This is a genomic window from Citrobacter sp. wls706 (assembly GCF_005281305.1).
GTDB classification, from domain to species: Bacteria; Pseudomonadota; Gammaproteobacteria; order Enterobacterales; family Enterobacteriaceae; genus Citrobacter; species Citrobacter werkmanii.
In genome coordinates, this window is the sequence record NZ_SZXG01000032.1 from 113537 (window position 1) to 129388 (window position 15852).

15 protein-coding genes and 6 tRNA genes are annotated in these 15852 nt (G+C 51.9%); 10 read left to right on the forward strand and 11 right to left on the reverse strand.

Going from position 1 to position 15852, the window contains the following annotated elements; all coding sequences use genetic code 11:
• The first annotated feature begins 6 nt into the window (after positions 1-6).
• The 10 genes from nrdF (at position 7) to emrB (ending at position 10663) form a co-directional block, all read left to right on the forward strand.
• Complete coding sequence (gene nrdF / locus FDW92_RS13855; RefSeq protein ID WP_042313123.1) at positions 7-966, forward strand: class 1b ribonucleoside-diphosphate reductase subunit beta; 960 nt, start codon at positions 7-9, stop codon at positions 964-966.
• A gap of 354 nt (positions 967-1320) precedes the next feature.
• The gene (gene proV, locus FDW92_RS13860; RefSeq protein ID WP_042313120.1) at positions 1321-2523 is read left to right on the forward strand and encodes a glycine betaine/L-proline ABC transporter ATP-binding protein ProV; all 1203 of its coding nucleotides are present in this window, start codon (positions 1321-1323) and stop codon (positions 2521-2523) included.
• The gene (proW, locus tag FDW92_RS13865; protein WP_042313117.1) at positions 2516-3580 is read left to right on the forward strand and encodes a glycine betaine/L-proline ABC transporter permease ProW; all 1065 of its coding nucleotides are present in this window, start codon (positions 2516-2518) and stop codon (positions 3578-3580) included. Before proV ends, proW begins: the two co-directional genes overlap by 8 nt.
• Positions 3581-3673: 93 nt before the next feature.
• The gene (proX, locus tag FDW92_RS13870; protein WP_042313114.1) at positions 3674-4669 is read left to right on the forward strand and encodes a glycine betaine/L-proline ABC transporter substrate-binding protein ProX; all 996 of its coding nucleotides are present in this window, start codon (positions 3674-3676) and stop codon (positions 4667-4669) included.
• 148 nt (positions 4670-4817) lie between these two features.
• Positions 4818-6002, forward strand: coding sequence for an MFS transporter (locus tag FDW92_RS13875; protein WP_042313311.1), 1185 nt, complete (start codon positions 4818-4820; stop codon positions 6000-6002).
• Positions 6003-6124: 122 nt separating this feature from the next.
• Positions 6125-6862 (forward strand): AzlC family ABC transporter permease, encoded by a 738-nt coding sequence (locus FDW92_RS13880; protein ID WP_042313113.1) that lies wholly within the window; start codon positions 6125-6127, stop codon positions 6860-6862.
• A complete protein-coding gene (gene ygaH, locus FDW92_RS13885) occupies positions 6852-7187 on the forward strand; it encodes an L-valine transporter subunit YgaH (RefSeq protein ID WP_042313111.1) in 336 nt (111 codons plus the stop codon). Before FDW92_RS13880 ends, ygaH begins: the two co-directional genes overlap by 11 nt.
• A gap of 90 nt (positions 7188-7277) precedes the next feature.
• Positions 7278-7808: a multidrug efflux transporter EmrAB transcriptional repressor EmrR gene (emrR, locus tag FDW92_RS13890; RefSeq protein ID WP_042313109.1), complete on the forward strand. Its 531-nt coding sequence runs from the start codon at positions 7278-7280 to the stop codon at positions 7806-7808.
• 127 nt (positions 7809-7935) lie between these two features.
• Positions 7936-9108, forward strand: coding sequence for a multidrug efflux MFS transporter periplasmic adaptor subunit EmrA (emrA, locus tag FDW92_RS13895; RefSeq protein WP_042313108.1), 1173 nt, complete (start codon positions 7936-7938; stop codon positions 9106-9108).
• A 16-nt stretch (positions 9109-9124) separates the two neighbouring features.
• Complete coding sequence (gene emrB / locus FDW92_RS13900) at positions 9125-10663, forward strand: multidrug efflux MFS transporter permease subunit EmrB (protein ID WP_042313106.1); 1539 nt, start codon at positions 9125-9127, stop codon at positions 10661-10663.
• 90 nt (positions 10664-10753) lie between these two features.
• Here the strand turns inward: emrB and luxS are convergent, their stop codons facing one another.
• From luxS to csrA, 11 genes are all read right to left on the reverse strand, one after another.
• Positions 10754-11269: an S-ribosylhomocysteine lyase gene (gene luxS, locus FDW92_RS13905; RefSeq protein ID WP_006687194.1), complete on the reverse strand. Its 516-nt coding sequence runs from the start codon at positions 11267-11269 to the stop codon at positions 10754-10756.
• A gap of 149 nt (positions 11270-11418) precedes the next feature.
• Positions 11419-12975 carry a glutamate--cysteine ligase gene (gene gshA / locus FDW92_RS13910; protein WP_042313103.1) on the reverse strand — a complete coding sequence of 519 codons (1557 nt, stop codon included), beginning with the start codon at positions 12973-12975 and terminating at the stop codon, positions 11419-11421.
• Between the two features lie 77 nt (positions 12976-13052).
• Entirely contained in the window at positions 13053-13481 is a 429-nt protein-coding gene (locus FDW92_RS13915) for a YqaA family protein (protein ID WP_042313100.1), read from the reverse strand.
• Positions 13478-14044: a fructose-1-phosphate/6-phosphogluconate phosphatase gene (gene yqaB / locus FDW92_RS13920; protein ID WP_042313099.1), complete on the reverse strand. Its 567-nt coding sequence runs from the start codon at positions 14042-14044 to the stop codon at positions 13478-13480. Before yqaB ends, FDW92_RS13915 begins: the two co-directional genes overlap by 4 nt.
• A gap of 246 nt (positions 14045-14290) precedes the next feature.
• Positions 14291-14367 (reverse strand) — tRNA-Arg (locus FDW92_RS13925).
• Positions 14368-14458: 91 nt separating this feature from the next.
• Positions 14459-14535 (reverse strand) — tRNA-Arg (locus FDW92_RS13930).
• A gap of 91 nt (positions 14536-14626) precedes the next feature.
• Positions 14627-14703: transfer RNA gene (locus FDW92_RS13935), tRNA-Arg, on the reverse strand.
• Positions 14704-14794: 91 nt separating this feature from the next.
• Positions 14795-14871: transfer RNA gene (locus FDW92_RS13940), tRNA-Arg, on the reverse strand.
• A 91-nt stretch (positions 14872-14962) separates the two neighbouring features.
• A tRNA-Arg gene (locus FDW92_RS13945) sits at positions 14963-15039 on the reverse strand.
• Between the two features lie 3 nt (positions 15040-15042).
• Positions 15043-15135, reverse strand: a tRNA-Ser gene (locus tag FDW92_RS13950).
• Between the two features lie 336 nt (positions 15136-15471).
• On the reverse strand, positions 15472-15657 hold the full coding sequence (gene csrA, locus FDW92_RS13955) for a carbon storage regulator CsrA (RefSeq protein WP_000906486.1): 186 nt from the start codon (positions 15655-15657) through the stop codon (positions 15472-15474).
• Between the last annotated feature and the right edge of the window lie 195 nt (positions 15658-15852).

Below are 15852 nucleotides of genomic sequence, written 5' to 3' on the forward strand. Positions count from 1 at the left end.
GAGATCATGACATTATCCCGCGTGAGCGCCATCAACTGGAACAAGATTGAAGATGATAAAGACCTTGAAGTATGGAATCGCCTGACCAGTAACTTCTGGCTACCGGAAAAAGTCCCGCTCTCTAACGACGTCCCGTCCTGGCAAACGTTGAACGCTGCCGAGCAGCAGTTAACTATCCGCGTTTTTACCGGGCTAACGCTACTCGACACCATTCAGAATGTTGCCGGTGCGCCAGCGCTAATGGCGGATTCATTAACACCACACGAAGAAGCGGTGCTGTCGAATATCAGCTTTATGGAAGCCGTTCACGCCCGCTCATACAGCTCTATTTTCTCCACGCTTTGCCAGACCAAAGATGTGGATGCAGCTTACGCCTGGAGTGAGGAAAATAATCCGCTCCAACGTAAGGCGCAGATTATTCTGGCCCATTACGCCAGCGATAATCCGTTGCGGAAGAAAATTGCCAGCGTGTTTCTGGAATCCTTCCTGTTCTATTCCGGCTTCTGGTTGCCGATGTATTTCTCCAGCCGCGGCAAACTGACGAATACCGCCGATCTCATTCGTCTGATCATTCGTGATGAAGCGGTCCACGGGTATTACATTGGTTATAAATTTCAAAAAGGCCTGGAGTATATTTCTGAATCCGCACGCGAGGAGTTAAAGAATTTTGCCCTCGACCTGCTCATGGAACTGTATGATAACGAAGCGCGTTATACGGAAGAATTGTATGCAGAAACCGGTTGGGTGGATGACGTCAAAGCCTTCCTCTGTTACAACGCCAATAAGGCATTAATGAATTTGGGTTATGAGGCGTTATTCCCGCCAGAGATGGCGGAGGTTAACCCGGCAATCCTTGCCGCGCTGTCGCCCAACGCAGACGAAAACCACGATTTCTTCTCAGGTTCTGGCTCATCTTATGTAATGGGCAAAGCGGTCGAAACTGAAGACGACGACTGGAATTTTTAACTCTCATTTTCACGGGAAATACCGTACATTTTTCGCGGAAATATTTTAACAGGATCACACTTTTATCGTGCAAATATAATTGTGTGATCTACACTCAATATCAGCCGCATTATTCGCCTGCATTCCATCAATTCAGGCGCCTTTTCATTGGCATTTACAAAAAATATCAGTCTACTCGTATTCGCGCTCAGCCCTTATATCACGGGAAGTCCCGCCACCTCAGCTTCGGCAATATTCATGCCACAACTAAATTCAGGGTTGTCTCAGATTCTCAGTATGTTAGGGTAGAAAAAGGTCACTATTTCCATCAGGTAATATATCGATATAAACAAATAACAGGAATCATTCTATTGCATGGCAATTAAATTAGAAGTGAAGAACCTCTATAAGATATTTGGCGAGCATCCTCAGAGAGCGTTCAAATATATTGAAAAAGGACTTACCAAAGAGCAAATTCTGGATAAAACAGGGCTATCGCTTGGCGTTAAAGACGCCAGTCTGGCCATTGAAGAAGGCGAGATATTTGTCATCATGGGATTATCCGGCTCGGGTAAATCCACAATGGTACGCCTTCTCAATCGCCTGATTGAACCCACCCGCGGACAGGTACTGATCGACGGCGTAGATATCGCCCGGATCTCCGATGCCGAACTCCGCGAGGTGCGCAGAAAAAAGATTGCGATGGTCTTTCAGTCCTTTGCCCTGATGCCGCATATGACTGTGCTGGACAATACGGCATTCGGCATGGAATTAGCCGGCGTCGCCGCGGATGAACGTCGCGAAAAGGCGCTGGATGCTCTACGTCAGGTTGGTCTGGAGAATTACGCTCACGCTTACCCGGATGAACTTTCCGGGGGGATGCGTCAGCGTGTAGGTCTCGCCCGCGCATTAGCCATTAACCCTGACATCTTATTAATGGATGAGGCCTTCTCAGCCCTCGATCCATTAATTCGCACCGAGATGCAGGATGAACTGGTAAAACTCCAGGCGAAGCATCAACGTACGGTGGTCTTTATTTCCCATGATCTCGACGAAGCTATGCGTATTGGCGACAGAATTGCCATTATGCAAAACGGTGAAGTGGTACAGGTCGGTACACCGGATGAAATCCTAAATAATCCGGCGAATGATTATGTACGCACCTTCTTCCGCGGCGTTGATATTAGCCAGGTGTTCAGCGCAAAAGATATTTCCCGCCGTAGCCCCGAAGGTTTAATTCGTAAAACACCAGGCGTAGGCCCTCGTTCGGCGCTGCAATTATTGCAGGACAAAGATCGCGAATATGGCTACGTGATCGAACGTGGCAATAAATTCGTCGGCGTCGTCTCGATCGACTCACTAAAAACCGCGCTTAGTCAGGCGCAAGGTATTGAAGCGGCGTTGATCAATGAACCGCTGGCTGTCGATGCACAAACTCCTCTCAGCGAGTTGCTTTCTCATGTCGGCCAGGCACCGTGTGCGGTACCGGTTGTTGACGAGGAACAGCAGTATGTGGGCGTCATTTCAAAACGCATGCTGTTACAGGCTTTAGATCGTGAGGGGGCAAACAATGGCTGATCAAACTAATCCGTGGGATACCACACCAGCGGCCGATAGCGCCGCCCAAACCGCCGATGCGTGGAGCACACCATCCGCCGCGCCTACTGACGGCGGTAGCGCAGACTGGCTGACCAGCGCGCCCACGCCGGCACCAGAGCATTTCAACATTATGGATCCGTTCCATAAGACGCTGATCCCATTGGACAGTTGGGTCACCGAGGGGATCGACTGGGTGGTTACCCATTTTCGTCCGGTCTTCCAGGGCATCCGTGTACCGGTGGATTACATTCTCAACGGCTTCCAGCAAATGCTGTTGGGTATGCCTGCCCCCGTGGCGATTATTCTGTTCGCCCTGATCGCCTGGCAGATTTCCGGCGTTGGAATGGGGGTCGCGACGCTGATTTCGTTGATTGCTATCGGCGCCATTGGCGCGTGGTCGCAAGCGATGATCACGCTGGCGCTGGTGCTGACCGCATTACTGTTCTGTGTGGTAATCGGTCTGCCGATGGGCATCTGGTTGGCGCGCAGCCCTCGGGCGGCAAAGATTGTTCGTCCGCTGCTGGATGCGATGCAAACCACCCCCGCCTTCGTGTATTTGGTGCCGATTGTCATGCTGTTCGGTATTGGTAACGTCCCTGGCGTAGTGGTGACGATTATCTTCGCCCTGCCGCCAATCGTCCGTCTGACCATTCTGGGGATTAACCAGGTGCCGGCCGACCTGATTGAAGCCTCGCGCTCGTTTGGCGCCAGCCCACGTCAAATGCTGTTTAAAGTGCAGCTCCCGCTGGCGATGCCCACCATTATGGCCGGGGTTAACCAAACGCTGATGCTGGCGCTCTCGATGGTGGTCATCGCCTCGATGATTGCCGTTGGCGGATTGGGTCAGATGGTTCTGCGAGGAATTGGTCGTCTGGATATGGGATTAGCCACGGTTGGTGGCGTTGGGATTGTGATCCTCGCCATCATCCTGGATCGCCTGACGCAGGCCGTTGGTCGCGATTCGCGTAGCCGGGGTAACCGTCGCTGGTACACCACCGGTCCCGTTGGGCTTATCACTCGCCCTTTCACGAAGTAATACACCCGTTGCCCGGTAGCGCATTGCTTACCGGGCCTACAATTCATTAACTTGCACAAAATCATTCAGGATGAAGTGTAATAAGGAACAACGATGCGACATATCGTACTTTTTGCCACAGCGTTTGCTACCCTTGTCTCCACCAGCGCTTTCGCTGCCGACCTGCCGGGCAAAGGCATCACCGTACAGCCAATCCAGAGCACTATCTCTGAAGAATCCTTCCAGACGCAACTGGTCGCCCGCGCGCTGGAGAAACTGGGTTACACCGTTAACAAAACCAGCGAAGTTGACTACAACGTCGGCTATACCTCCATTGCCTCTGGCGATGCAACTTTTACCGCCGTGAACTGGCAGCCGCTGCATGATGATATGTACGCCGCGGCAGGCGGAGACAAAAAGTTTTATCGCGAGGGGGTATTCGTTACGGGTGCTGCACAGGGTTATCTGATCGACAAAAAAACCGCTGAGCAGTACAAAATCACCAACATCGCCCAGTTAAAAGATCCCAAGATTGCCAAAATTTTTGACACCAACGGTGACGGAAAAGCCGATATGATGGGCTGTTCTCCTGGCTGGGGTTGTGAAGCGGTGATCAACCACCAGAACAAAGCCTTCGATCTGGAAAAAACGGTCGAGGTCAGCCACGGTAACTATGCGGCGATGATGGCAGACACCATCACCCGCTTTAAAGAAGGCAAACCGATCCTCTACTACACCTGGACTCCGTACTGGGTCAGCGACGTGATGAAGCCGGGCAAAGATGTGGTCTGGTTGCAGGTACCATTCTCTTCCCTGCCGGGTGAGCAGAAAGATATCGATACCAAACTGCCAAACGGTGCAAACTACGGTTTCCCGGTGAACACCATGCACATCGTCGCCAACAAAGCCTGGGCGGAGAAAAACCCAGCGGCAGCGAAACTGTTCGCTATCATGAAATTACCGTTGGCGGATATCAACGCACAGAACGCGATGATGCATGACGGTAAAGCGTCTGAAGCCGATGTTCAGGGTCACGTAGACGGCTGGATCAAAGCCCACCAGCAGCAGTTCGACGGCTGGGTAAACGAAGCGCTGGCTGCGCAGAAATAACATCGACTGAATGCCGGATACGCTAACGCTTATCCGGCCAGTTTCCCTCTATCCCCCTAAACCGCACAATCCATCACCCAACAAATCAGCAACAGTTAATCACTTCCGTTATGATTGTTTTCTGCAACCCATTATTCAGTTGAAAACCATGACGAAAACCACTCAGGGACTTAGCCCTTCGCTGATCCTGTTAATGTCTATCGCCACCGGCCTTGCCGTCGCCAGTAACTATTACGCGCAACCACTGCTCGACACCATCGCCCGCAACTTCTCACTGTCAGCCAGTACAGCGGGATTTATCGTCACCGCGGCCCAGCTCGGCTATGCCGCAGGTCTGCTATTCCTGGTACCGCTTGGCGACATGTTTGAACGCCGGATGTTGATTGTTTCCATGACGCTGCTGGCGGCTGGCGGCATGCTGATTACCGCCAGTAGCCAGTCGTTGGGCATGCTGATCCTCGGCACCGCCCTGACCGGACTGTTCTCGGTAGTGGCGCAGATCCTGGTTCCACTGGCGGCAACGCTTGCCACCCCGGACAAGCGCGGGAAAGTCGTCGGGACGATTATGAGCGGTCTGTTGCTGGGGATTCTGCTGGCGCGTACCGTAGCGGGATTACTGGCGAACCTTGGCGGTTGGCGCACCGTATTTTGGGTGGCATCGATACTGATGGCGTTGATGGCAATTGCGCTGTGGCGCGGTCTGCCGAAGATGAAATCAGATACCCATCTTAACTATCCGCAACTGTTAGGCTCCGTATTCAGCCTGTTTATCCACGATAAACTGCTGCGTACCCGCGCGATGCTGGGCTGTCTGACCTTTGCCAACTTCAGCATTCTGTGGACCTCAATGGCATTTTTGCTCGCCGCGCCGCCGTTTAACTATTCAGAGGGGATGATCGGTCTGTTCGGTCTGGCGGGGGCGGCTGGTGCGTTAGGCGCGCGCCCGGCGGGTGGCTTTGCCGATAAAGGAAAATCACATCTCACCACTACCGTTGGCCTGTTGTTACTGTTGCTCTCGTGGCTGGCTATCTGGCTCGGGCATACTTCGGTGCCGATGCTGATTATCGGCATCCTGATTCTGGATCTCACCGTTCAGGGGGTGCATATCACGAACCAGACGGTTATCTATCGTATTCATCCGGATGCACGTAACCGTCTGACCGCCGGCTACATGACCAGCTATTTTATTGGCGGTGCCGCTGGTTCGTTGATTTCCGCTTCCGCCTGGCAGCATGCCGGTTGGGCTGGCGTTTGTCTGGCGGGTACGACCGTTGCCGTACTCAACCTGTTGGTCTGGTGGCGAGGTTTTCACCGTCAGGAAGCCGTAAATTAAGCGTATAGCGCTTGTTTACCGCTGATTGGGCTCCACAGGGTGTTAAGGAGCCCATCAGTCTGCTAAGGTTATAACTCATTGAACCAAGTTATATTAATTTCGGTAATGAAACCTATAACCCTATGGAAAGCCCTATACCCCAGTCCGGATCCCGTTCGGCGACGTTAACGGAAGGATGCAAAGACAGTCTACCGATAGTTATCAGCTATATTCCGGTCGCTTTTGCATTTGGTCTCAATGCTACTCGCCTTGGCTTTACGCCGGTCGAAAGCGTCTTTTTCTCCTGCATTATTTATGCGGGGGCCAGCCAGTTTGTCATTACCACCATGCTTGCCGCAGGCAGTTCTCTGTGGGTCGCCGCACTGACCGTTATGGCTATGGATGTCCGCCATGTTTTATACGGTCCCTCCCTGCGCAGCCGTATCACACAGCGACTGAACAAACCCAAAAGCGCGCTGTGGGCCTTTGGCCTCACCGATGAAGTCTTTGCCGCCGCAACGGCTAAACTGGTACGGGATAATCGGCGCTGGAGTGAAAACTGGATGATTGGCATTGCGCTATGTTCCTGGGCTTCCTGGGTATTCGGCACGGTGGTCGGCGCGTTTTCCGGTAGTGGTTTACTCAAAGATTATCCCGCGGTTGAAGCGGCACTGGGCTTCATGCTTCCGGCGCTATTTATGAGTTTCCTGCTCGCCTCTTTCCAGCGTCAACAGGCGCTCTGCGTGACTGCCGCACTGGCTGGCGCGCTGGCGGGGGTAATACTCTTTTCTATCCCTGCCGCCATCCTTTTGGGCATCGTCTGCGGATGCCTGACCGCGTTGCTCCAGTCATTTTGGCAGGGAGGACCGGATGAGCTATGAAGTTTTACTGCTCGGCCTGCTGGTCGGCTGCGTGAATTACTGCTTTCGCTATTTACCGCTCCGTCTTGGGGTGGGGAATGTTCGCCCGACAAGACGCGGCGCGACGGGCATATTACTCGACACCATTGGCATTGCATCAATTTGCGCCCTGTTGGTGGTGTCTACCGCGCCAGAAGTGATGCACGATGCTCGCCGGTTCGTGCCTACGCTGGTGGGGTTTGTCATACTGGGCGCAAGCTTCTATAAGACCCGCAGCATCATCATTCCGACCTTACTGAGTGCTCTGGGCTACGGATTAGCCTGGAAAATGCTGGTTGGCTTATAGATAAAAACAATCATTTTAAATAAATAATACATTTACTTTATTTGTCACTGTCGTTACTATATCGGCTGAAATTAATGAGGTTATACCCAAATGGATAGTTCGTTTACGCCCATTGAACAAATGCTAAAATTTCGCGCCAGCCGCTACGAAGAGTTCCCTTATCAGGAAGTGCTTCTGACTCGTCTTTGCATGCACATGCAAGGCAAGCTGCTGGAAAATCGCAATAAGATGCTGAAAGCTCAAGGGATTAACGAGACATTGTTTATGGCGTTGATTACGCTGGAGTCTCAGGAAAACCACAGTATTCAGCCTTCTGAACTGAGTTGCGCGCTTGGCTCGTCACGGACTAACGCTACCCGCATTGCGGATGAGTTAGAAAAACGTGGCTGGATTGAACGTCGCGAAAGCGATAACGATCGCCGCTGTCTGCATCTGCAATTGACCGAAAAAGGCCATGCTTTTTTGCAAGAGGTTTTACCACCTCAGCACAACTGCCTGCATCAACTCTGGTCATCTCTCAGCACCACCGAAAAAGATCAGCTTGAGCAAATCACCCGTAAACTTCTGACCCGTCTTGATCAGATGGAGCAGGATGGCACGGTATTAGAAGCGCTGCGCTAACGCGCCGACTCGCTCAGAAATCCAGATTTATAAATGAAAACCGACAGGCCAGCACGCATACTGCTGGCCTTTCTGATGAACAGGTCGGCTCAGCCGATGTGAAAAAAATAAGATCGTGGAGAACAACATGAGCGCAAATGCGGAGACTCAAACCCCGCAGCAACCGGTTAAGAAGAATGGCAAACGTAAAAATGCGCTGCTCCTTCTGACCTTGCTCTTTATTATCATTGCCGTGGCATATGGGATTTATTGGTTTTTAGTACTGCGTCATGTCGAAGAGACGGACGATGCGTACGTGGCAGGGAACCAGGTTCAAATCATGGCGCAGGTATCAGGCAGCGTGACGAAAGTCTGGGCTGATAACACTGACTTTGTTAAACAAGGCGATGTGCTGGTTACCCTCGATCAGACGGATGCTAAGCAGGCATTTGAAAAAGCCAAAACGGCATTGGCTTCCAGCGTGCGTCAGACGCACCAGCTGATGATCAACAGCAAGCAGTTACAGGCAAGCATTGAAGTGCAGAAAACCGCTCTGGCACAGGCGCAAAGCGATTTTAATCGTCGCGTACCGCTGGGCAATGCGAACCTGATTGGCCGCGAAGAACTGCAACATGCGCGTGATGCCGTTGCCAGCGCTCAGGCGCAGCTTGATGTCGCAATCCAACAATATAATGCTAACCAGGCGATGATTCTCGGCAGCAAGCTGGAAGATCAGCCTGCTGTACAACAGGCCGCTACCGAAGTGCGCAACGCCTGGCTGGCCCTGGAACGTACCAGAATCGTCAGTCCAATGACCGGCTATGTTTCCCGTCGTTCCGTCCAGCCTGGCGCGCAAATCAGCCCAACCACGCCGCTGATGGCGGTTGTTCCGGCCACCAACCTGTGGGTCGATGCCAACTTTAAAGAAACGCAGCTTGCGCACATGCGTATCGGCCAGCCTGCGACGGTTATCAGTGATATTTACGGCGATGACGTGAAATACACCGGTAAAATTGTTGGCCTGGATATGGGTACGGGCAGCGCCTTTTCTCTCCTGCCTGCGCAAAACGCAACCGGTAACTGGATCAAAGTCGTCCAGCGTCTGCCGGTACGTATCGAACTGGATGCGCAGCAACTGGCGCAGCATCCGCTGCGGATCGGTTTGTCCACGCTGGTTACGGTAGATACCTCAAATCGCGACGGACAAATTCTGGCAAGCCAGGTCCGTACCACACCGGTATCAGAAAGTAATGCACGTGAAATCAACCTTGATCCGGTCAATAAGATGATCGAAGAGATCGTGCGGGCCAACGCGGGCTAATTCAAAGGTGCGTGTGATGCAACAGCAAAAACCGCTGGAAGGCGCGCAGCTCGTCATTATGACGATCGCGCTGTCTATGGCGACATTCATGCAGGTGCTGGACTCCACCATTGCTAACGTGGCGATCCCCACTATCGCCGGGAACCTGGGCTCTTCGCTGAGCCAGGGGACCTGGGTGATCACCTCTTTTGGGGTGGCGAACGCTATCTCTATTCCGATCACCGGCTGGCTGGCAAAGCGCGTTGGCGAAGTGAAGCTATTTATGTGGTCGACTATCGCTTTCGCCATTGCGTCGTGGGCGTGCGGTATGTCCAACAGCCTGAACATGCTGATTTTCTTCCGCGTGGTACAAGGGATTGTCGCCGGTCCATTAATTCCGCTTTCGCAAAGCCTGTTGCTGAATAATTATCCTCCCGCCAAGCGTTCCATCGCCCTCGCGCTATGGTCGATGACGGTGATTGTCGCCCCAATATGCGGCCCGATTCTTGGGGGCTATATTAGCGACAACTATCACTGGGGTTGGATATTCTTCATCAACGTGCCAATCGGCGCGGCGGTGGTATTGATGACCCTGCAAACTCTACGCGGACGAGAAACCAAAACCGAGCAGCGACGCATTGACGCCATTGGTCTGGCATTGCTGGTCATTGGTATCGGTAGCTTGCAGATTATGCTCGACCGCGGCAAAGAGCTGGACTGGTTTGCCTCACAGGAGATTATCATCCTGACGGTGGTCGCCGTTGTCGCTATCAGCTTCCTGATCGTCTGGGAGCTTACCGACGAGCATCCGATTGTCGACCTCTCGCTGTTTAAGTCGCGAAACTTTACCATCGGCTGCTTGTGTATCAGTCTGGCCTATATGCTCTACTTCGGCGCAATCGTCCTGCTGCCGCAGCTATTGCAGGAGGTTTACGGATATACGGCAACCTGGGCCGGTCTGGCCTCCGCGCCGGTTGGGGTGATCCCGGTGATCCTGTCGCCGATAATCGGTCGCTTCGCGCATAAGCTGGATATGCGTCGGCTGGTCACGTTCAGTTTTATTATGTACGCCGTCTGTTTCTACTGGCGTGCGTGGACGTTCGAGCCGGGTATGGACTTTGGCGCATCGGCCTGGCCGCAGTTTATTCAGGGCTTCGCGGTAGCCTGCTTCTTTATGCCGCTGACAACCATTACGCTGTCCGGTTTACCGCCTGAACGTCTGGCGGCGGCGTCCAGCTTGTCTAACTTTACGCGAACGCTGGCAGGTTCTATCGGGACTTCCATTACCACGACAATGTGGACTAACCGTGAGTCGCTACACCATGCGCAGTTAACGGAGTCTGTTAACCCCTACAACCCAAATGCACAGGCTATGTATAACCAGCTGCAGGGATTAGGGATGAGCAAGGAGCAAGCCTCTGGCTGGCTGGCCCAACAGATAACCAATCAAGGGCTGATCATTTCCGCAAACGAAATCTTCTGGATGTCGGCGGGGATCTTCCTGGTGCTGCTTGGTCTTGTCTGGTTCGCTAAACCACCGTTTGGTGCAGGCGGCGGTGGCGGCGGCGCGCATTGATCAAAAAAGCCAGTTCAAATGAACTGGCTTTTTTATACCGGCTGGCGCCTATTATTTGTCAGCCAGATTAGATGCGTTCCTGCATGACAACTAAATATGCAGCTCCTGCAACTTCTCTTTCGGCAGCGCCAGCTCTTCATTGCTGTTCACGCGCACATCGTGCTCAAGGATATGACGGGCAATGTCCTGCGCTTCACTGAGCGAGTGCATCTGATACGTGCCGCACTGGTAAATGTTCAGCTCAGGGATCTGGTTTTGATCCTGCACTTTCAGTACGTCAGCCATCGCCGCTTTCCACGCGTCGGCAACACGCTGCTCGTCCGGGGTACCAATCAGACTCATGTAGAAGCCAGTGCGGCATCCCATCGGAGAGATATCAATAATCTCAACGCCGTTACCGTTGAGGTGGTTACGCATAAAACCTGCAAACAGGTGTTCCAGCGTGTGGATACCTTTCTCAGGCATCACTTCTTTGTTCGGAATGCAGAAACGCAGATCAAACACGGTGATTGCGTCGCCATGCGGGGTGTTCATCGTTTTTGCAACCCGGACCGCGGGAGCTTCCATCCGGGTGTGATCGACAGTAAAACTATCTAACAACGGCATTTAGCCACCTCCGATAAATTTTTTAAAAATAATCTGAACTCTTTGTTCCGGGGCGAGTCTGAGTATATGAAAGACGCGCATTTGTTATCATCATCCCTGTTTTCAGAGATGAAATTTTGGCCACTCCCGAGTGGCCTTTTTCTTTTGTATCAAGCGTGCTTTTCCAGCCACACGCTAAACGGCTCGGTATCAGCCGCTTCGATCTCCTGCTGACGACGCTTTGAAGCTTCGGTTTCAGCAATAAACTCTTCTTCCTGCACGATCTGCAACGGCTCTTCGCGCAGCAGATTGCGGTAAGCCTCACCCAACGCTTTCCCCGTACCGCCAATGCCTTCATCAATCATAGACCGTAGGATCCGGGCAGAGAAAGTCAGTTCAGGATTGTCAAAACAGGCAACCAGTTCATCACAGACCTTCTGATACTCCTCTCCCCCATCGATGCTGTCCAGCGTTTGTGCCACGCGTTTCAGATCGCGGAACAGATCTTTACCTACCTTCGGCAGCGGGAACTGCGCTGCCTCACAGCCAATGCCTAAGGTCAGGCCAGGCTTACGCCCTTCCAGAATAACGCGATTCCAGTTAGTACGCGTACATAACAGCTCATCGCTACTCATTTCCGGCGCATCGGCCAATGCGCACCAGACCATAAACAGATCGAGGAAGCGCACCTGTTGCTCGTCTACGCCGATTGGTGAGAACGGGTTAATATCCAGTGAACGTACTTCGATGTACTCAATACCGCCACGCAGAAGCGCGTCAGAAGGTGTTTCACCACGACGAGTAACGCGTTTTGGACGAATAGGCGCATACAGTTCATTTTCAATCTGCAAAACGTTGCTGTTAATTTGCAGACGCTTACCGTCCTTCTCCAGACCGATCGCCGCGTACTCCTCGGAAGGGGTTTTGATCGCGCGCTTTAATCCTGCCACATACTCATGCAAATCGTTAAACGTAATTCCGAGATTACTTTGCGACTTATTGGTATAGCCCAAATCGCTCAAACGCAGCGACGTCGCGTACGGCAGGTAATACATCCCACAGTCGGTTTTTTCAAACGGCAGGGTGGTCGGTTTTCCTTGCAGGAAGGAAGAACAAATAGCCGGAGAGGCGCCAAACAGATACGGGATCACCCAACCAAAACGGTAATAGTTGCGGATCAGGCGGAAGTAACCCGCAGAGATCTTCTCTTTAGCATCTTCGCCGTCCGTTACGCCGCATTTCGCCTGCCAGAAAGCCATCGGCAGCGAGAAGTTGTAGTGTACGCCGGAGATGGTCTGCATCAACGCGCCGTAACGGTTTTTGAGGCCTTCACGATAAAGAGTTTTCAAACGACCGGTATTCGACGTACCGTACTGAGCCAACTCAATATCCTGACCTTCGGCAATATAGCAAGGCATGCTCAACGGCCACATACGCTCGTCACCCAGGTTTCTGGCGGTATAACGATGCAGGTCGCGCATGAACGTCAGCATTTTATGAATATCGTCGCCAGGTGGAGTAATAAACTCCAGCAGCGCTTCGGCAAAGTCCGTGGTTATCCACTTATGTGTTAGCGCTGAGCCTAACACCTCAGGATGGCCTGTCGTTGCCAATGACCCATCAGCATTAACGCGCAGCGTTTCACGCTCCAGCCCACGTTGAATCCCCTTTAACGCCTGAGGATGGTTTTCCAGCCAGGCCAGCGCCTGTGATACGTTCGGGATCAAATTGACCTCCCGCCTGTCAAAATCGTTTTAATTAGCATAATGGTATTGGTTACCCTGAAGGCTATCTCACAACACAATTAGTGCCACCACATAATGCCTTGCGTCGTAACCGCTGCGACAACAACATAGCGCAACGCCTTGCCAAGGCATAAGAAAAAGAGAACTGGGCCCCACGAGATGCGCATCCATCCAGCTAACAGGCACAGTAAATCACCCACAACCGGCATCCAGCTTAATAATAGTGTGACAGCGCCATAGCGCCGCAGCCAACCAGTGGCTTTCTCTTGCCAGCGCGATGTTTTACGCAATGGAAAGAAACGCCCAAGGATAACGTTAGTTAACCCTCCAAGGCTATTACCCATTGTTGCTGTTAAGACTAAGACCCAGGGATGACTGGCCCCAGAAACCAGCAAGGCAACCAGAACAACTTCAGAATTGCCGGGTAATAGCGTGGCGCTGAGAAAACTGCTGGCAAACAGTGACAGGAGCGATAGTCCATCACTCACAATAACCGAACATCCACGGCGTCCATCCCCGCTGCGTTCGCCGCCTGCAGTCCAAAATCGGCATCTTCAAACACGACGCAGCGCGCCGGAACAACCCCCATTCGCTCAGCACAGAGCAAGAACGTATCAGGAGCAGGCTTATGGCGTTGTACGTGATCGGCAGCAACCACAGCATCAAAATAGCGACGCAGACCAAGGTGAGCGAGCAGAGCCTCTGCAATTGCGCTTTCACTCCCCGTCCCTACCGACATAGGACGGCGACCATACCAGTCTTTCACCACTTCAACCAACGGTAAAGGCTGGACGCTATCCAGCAGCATGCTTTTTACCTTGTCCGTTTTTTCTCGTGCCAAAACATGAGGGTCAAGATCGGCATGATTCAATTCAATAACCGACTGGGCAATACGCCACGTTGGGGAACCATTGAGGGCGACCATGGCTTGTTCATCAAACCTTAGCCCATAATGGCCCAATACCTCATGCCACGCCTTACGGTGCGTAGGTTCGGTATCCAGGATGGTGCCATCCATATCAAAAATCAAACCCGCATAACGTTCGTACATCGTCTTCTCACAAGCCGAATGACCAGACGTTATTTTATCGTAATTGATTGATTTTGTCGCTGACAGCGAATTGAGGGATGTTCAGAGAGTATGTGGAAATAATTCAAGTGGGAGATGGTGCATCCGGGAGGATTACTCACTAGTGTTCGCCCTACGGGCCGTTGCTGAAGCAACGTTATCCTCCCTGGTGCTGGCGATTATCTCGCAGACCGTGAAATAACAGTTTCGCTATTATTTAGGAGAAGATGGTGCATCCGGGAGGATTCGAACCTCCGACCGCTCGGTTCGTAGCCGAGTACTCTATCCAGCTGAGCTACGGATGCATCGGGAAACTTACTTTACTGCAGATTTGATACCACTGCTAAAGCGATATCGATTTTCTGTAACAACGCTAATGCACTATTGCAGAGAAGATGGTGCATCCGGGAGGATTCGAACCTCCGACCGCTCGGTTCGTAGCCGAGTACTCTATCCAGCTGAGCTACGGATGCATCGGGAAACTTACTTTACTGCAGATTTGATACCACTGCTAAAGCGATATCGATTTTCTGTAACAACGCTAATGCACTATTGCAGAGAAGATGGTGCATCCGGGAGGATTCGAACCTCCGACCGCTCGGTTCGTAGCCGAGTACTCTATCCAGCTGAGCTACGGATGCATCGGGAAACTTACTTTACTGCAGATTTGATACCACTGCTAAAGCGATATCGATTTTCTGTAACAACGCTAATGCACTATTGCAGAGAAGATGGTGCATCCGGGAGGATTCGAACCTCCGACCGCTCGGTTCGTAGCCGAGTACTCTATCCAGCTGAGCTACGGATGCATCGGGAAACTTACTTTACTGCAGATTTGATACCACTGCTAAAGCGATATCGATTTTCTGTAACAACGCTAATGCACTATTGCAGAGAAGATGGTGCATCCGGGAGGATTCGAACCTCCGACCGCTCGGTTCGTAGCCGAGTACTCTATCCAGCTGAGCTACGGATGCAAATGGCGGTGAGGCGGGGATTCGAACCCCGGATGCAGCTTTTGACCGCATACTCCCTTAGCAGGGGAGCGCCTTCAGCCTCTCGGCCACCTCACCAACACGCCTCTTGCGAGTGCTTCGAAGAACTTGTTTCTGCTCATCGTCGCTGCGTGGCGCACATATTACTTTCTGGGACTTATAAGTCAAACAATTTTTCCAGAGCTTTTATCGTTTGCACATTTCACGCGCAATTAGTCTGCAAAAACGGCAAAAAGAGTGTTTTATCAACAGATAAATTGGCAGTTTCCTGCCGGCAATGAAGAAACAGAAAAATCGCCGGGAATGACAATATGCGTATGGGAAACGAGAAAACGAGGGAATGAAGCAGAAAAGCGAAGAAAGAAGACAACTCAATCAGGTTGCGCCTCACCAGAAAGGTGAGACGCGAAAACCTTAGTAACTGGACTGCTGGGATTTTTCAGCCTGGATACGCTGGTAGATCTCTTCACGATGGACAGAAACTTCTTTCGGGGCGTTTACGCCAATGCGTACCTGGTTGCCCTTCACCCCTAAAACTGTCACGGTGACCTCATCGCCTATCATGAGGGTCTCACCAACTCGACGAGTCAGAATCAGCATTCTTTGCTCCTTGAAAGATTAAAAGAGTCGGGTCTCTCTGTATCCCGGCATTATCCATCATATAACGCCAAAAAGTAAGCGATGACAAACACCTAAGTGTAAGCAGTCACGGCATCACATTCTGTTAAACCTAAGTTTAGCCGATATACACAACTTCAACCTGACTTTATCGTTGTCGATAGCGTTGATGCAAAC

Excerpts from the sequence above, each read along its gene's own strand:
- nrdF (WP_042313123.1), top strand. The coding sequence starts at position 7 with ATGACATTATCCCGCGTGAGCGCCATCAACTGGAACAAGATTGAAGAT.
- proV (WP_042313120.1), top strand. The coding sequence starts at position 1,321 with ATGGCAATTAAATTAGAAGTGAAGAACCTCTATAAGATATTTGGCGAG.
- proW (WP_042313117.1), top strand. The coding sequence starts at position 2,516 with ATGGCTGATCAAACTAATCCGTGGGATACCACACCAGCGGCCGATAGC.
- proX (WP_042313114.1), top strand. The coding sequence starts at position 3,674 with ATGCGACATATCGTACTTTTTGCCACAGCGTTTGCTACCCTTGTCTCC.
- FDW92_RS13875 (WP_042313311.1), top strand. The coding sequence starts at position 4,818 with ATGACGAAAACCACTCAGGGACTTAGCCCTTCGCTGATCCTGTTAATG.
- FDW92_RS13880 (WP_042313113.1), top strand. The coding sequence starts at position 6,125 with ATGGAAAGCCCTATACCCCAGTCCGGATCCCGTTCGGCGACGTTAACG.
- ygaH (WP_042313111.1), top strand. The coding sequence starts at position 6,852 with ATGAGCTATGAAGTTTTACTGCTCGGCCTGCTGGTCGGCTGCGTGAAT.
- emrR (WP_042313109.1), top strand. The coding sequence starts at position 7,278 with ATGGATAGTTCGTTTACGCCCATTGAACAAATGCTAAAATTTCGCGCC.
- emrA (WP_042313108.1), top strand. The coding sequence starts at position 7,936 with ATGAGCGCAAATGCGGAGACTCAAACCCCGCAGCAACCGGTTAAGAAG.
- emrB (WP_042313106.1), top strand. The coding sequence starts at position 9,125 with ATGCAACAGCAAAAACCGCTGGAAGGCGCGCAGCTCGTCATTATGACG.
- luxS (WP_006687194.1), bottom strand. The coding sequence starts at position 11,269 with ATGCCGTTGTTAGATAGTTTTACTGTCGATCACACCCGGATGGAAGCT.
- yqaB (WP_042313099.1), bottom strand. The coding sequence starts at position 14,044 with ATGTACGAACGTTATGCGGGTTTGATTTTTGATATGGATGGCACCATC.
- csrA (WP_000906486.1), bottom strand. The coding sequence starts at position 15,657 with ATGCTGATTCTGACTCGTCGAGTTGGTGAGACCCTCATGATAGGCGAT.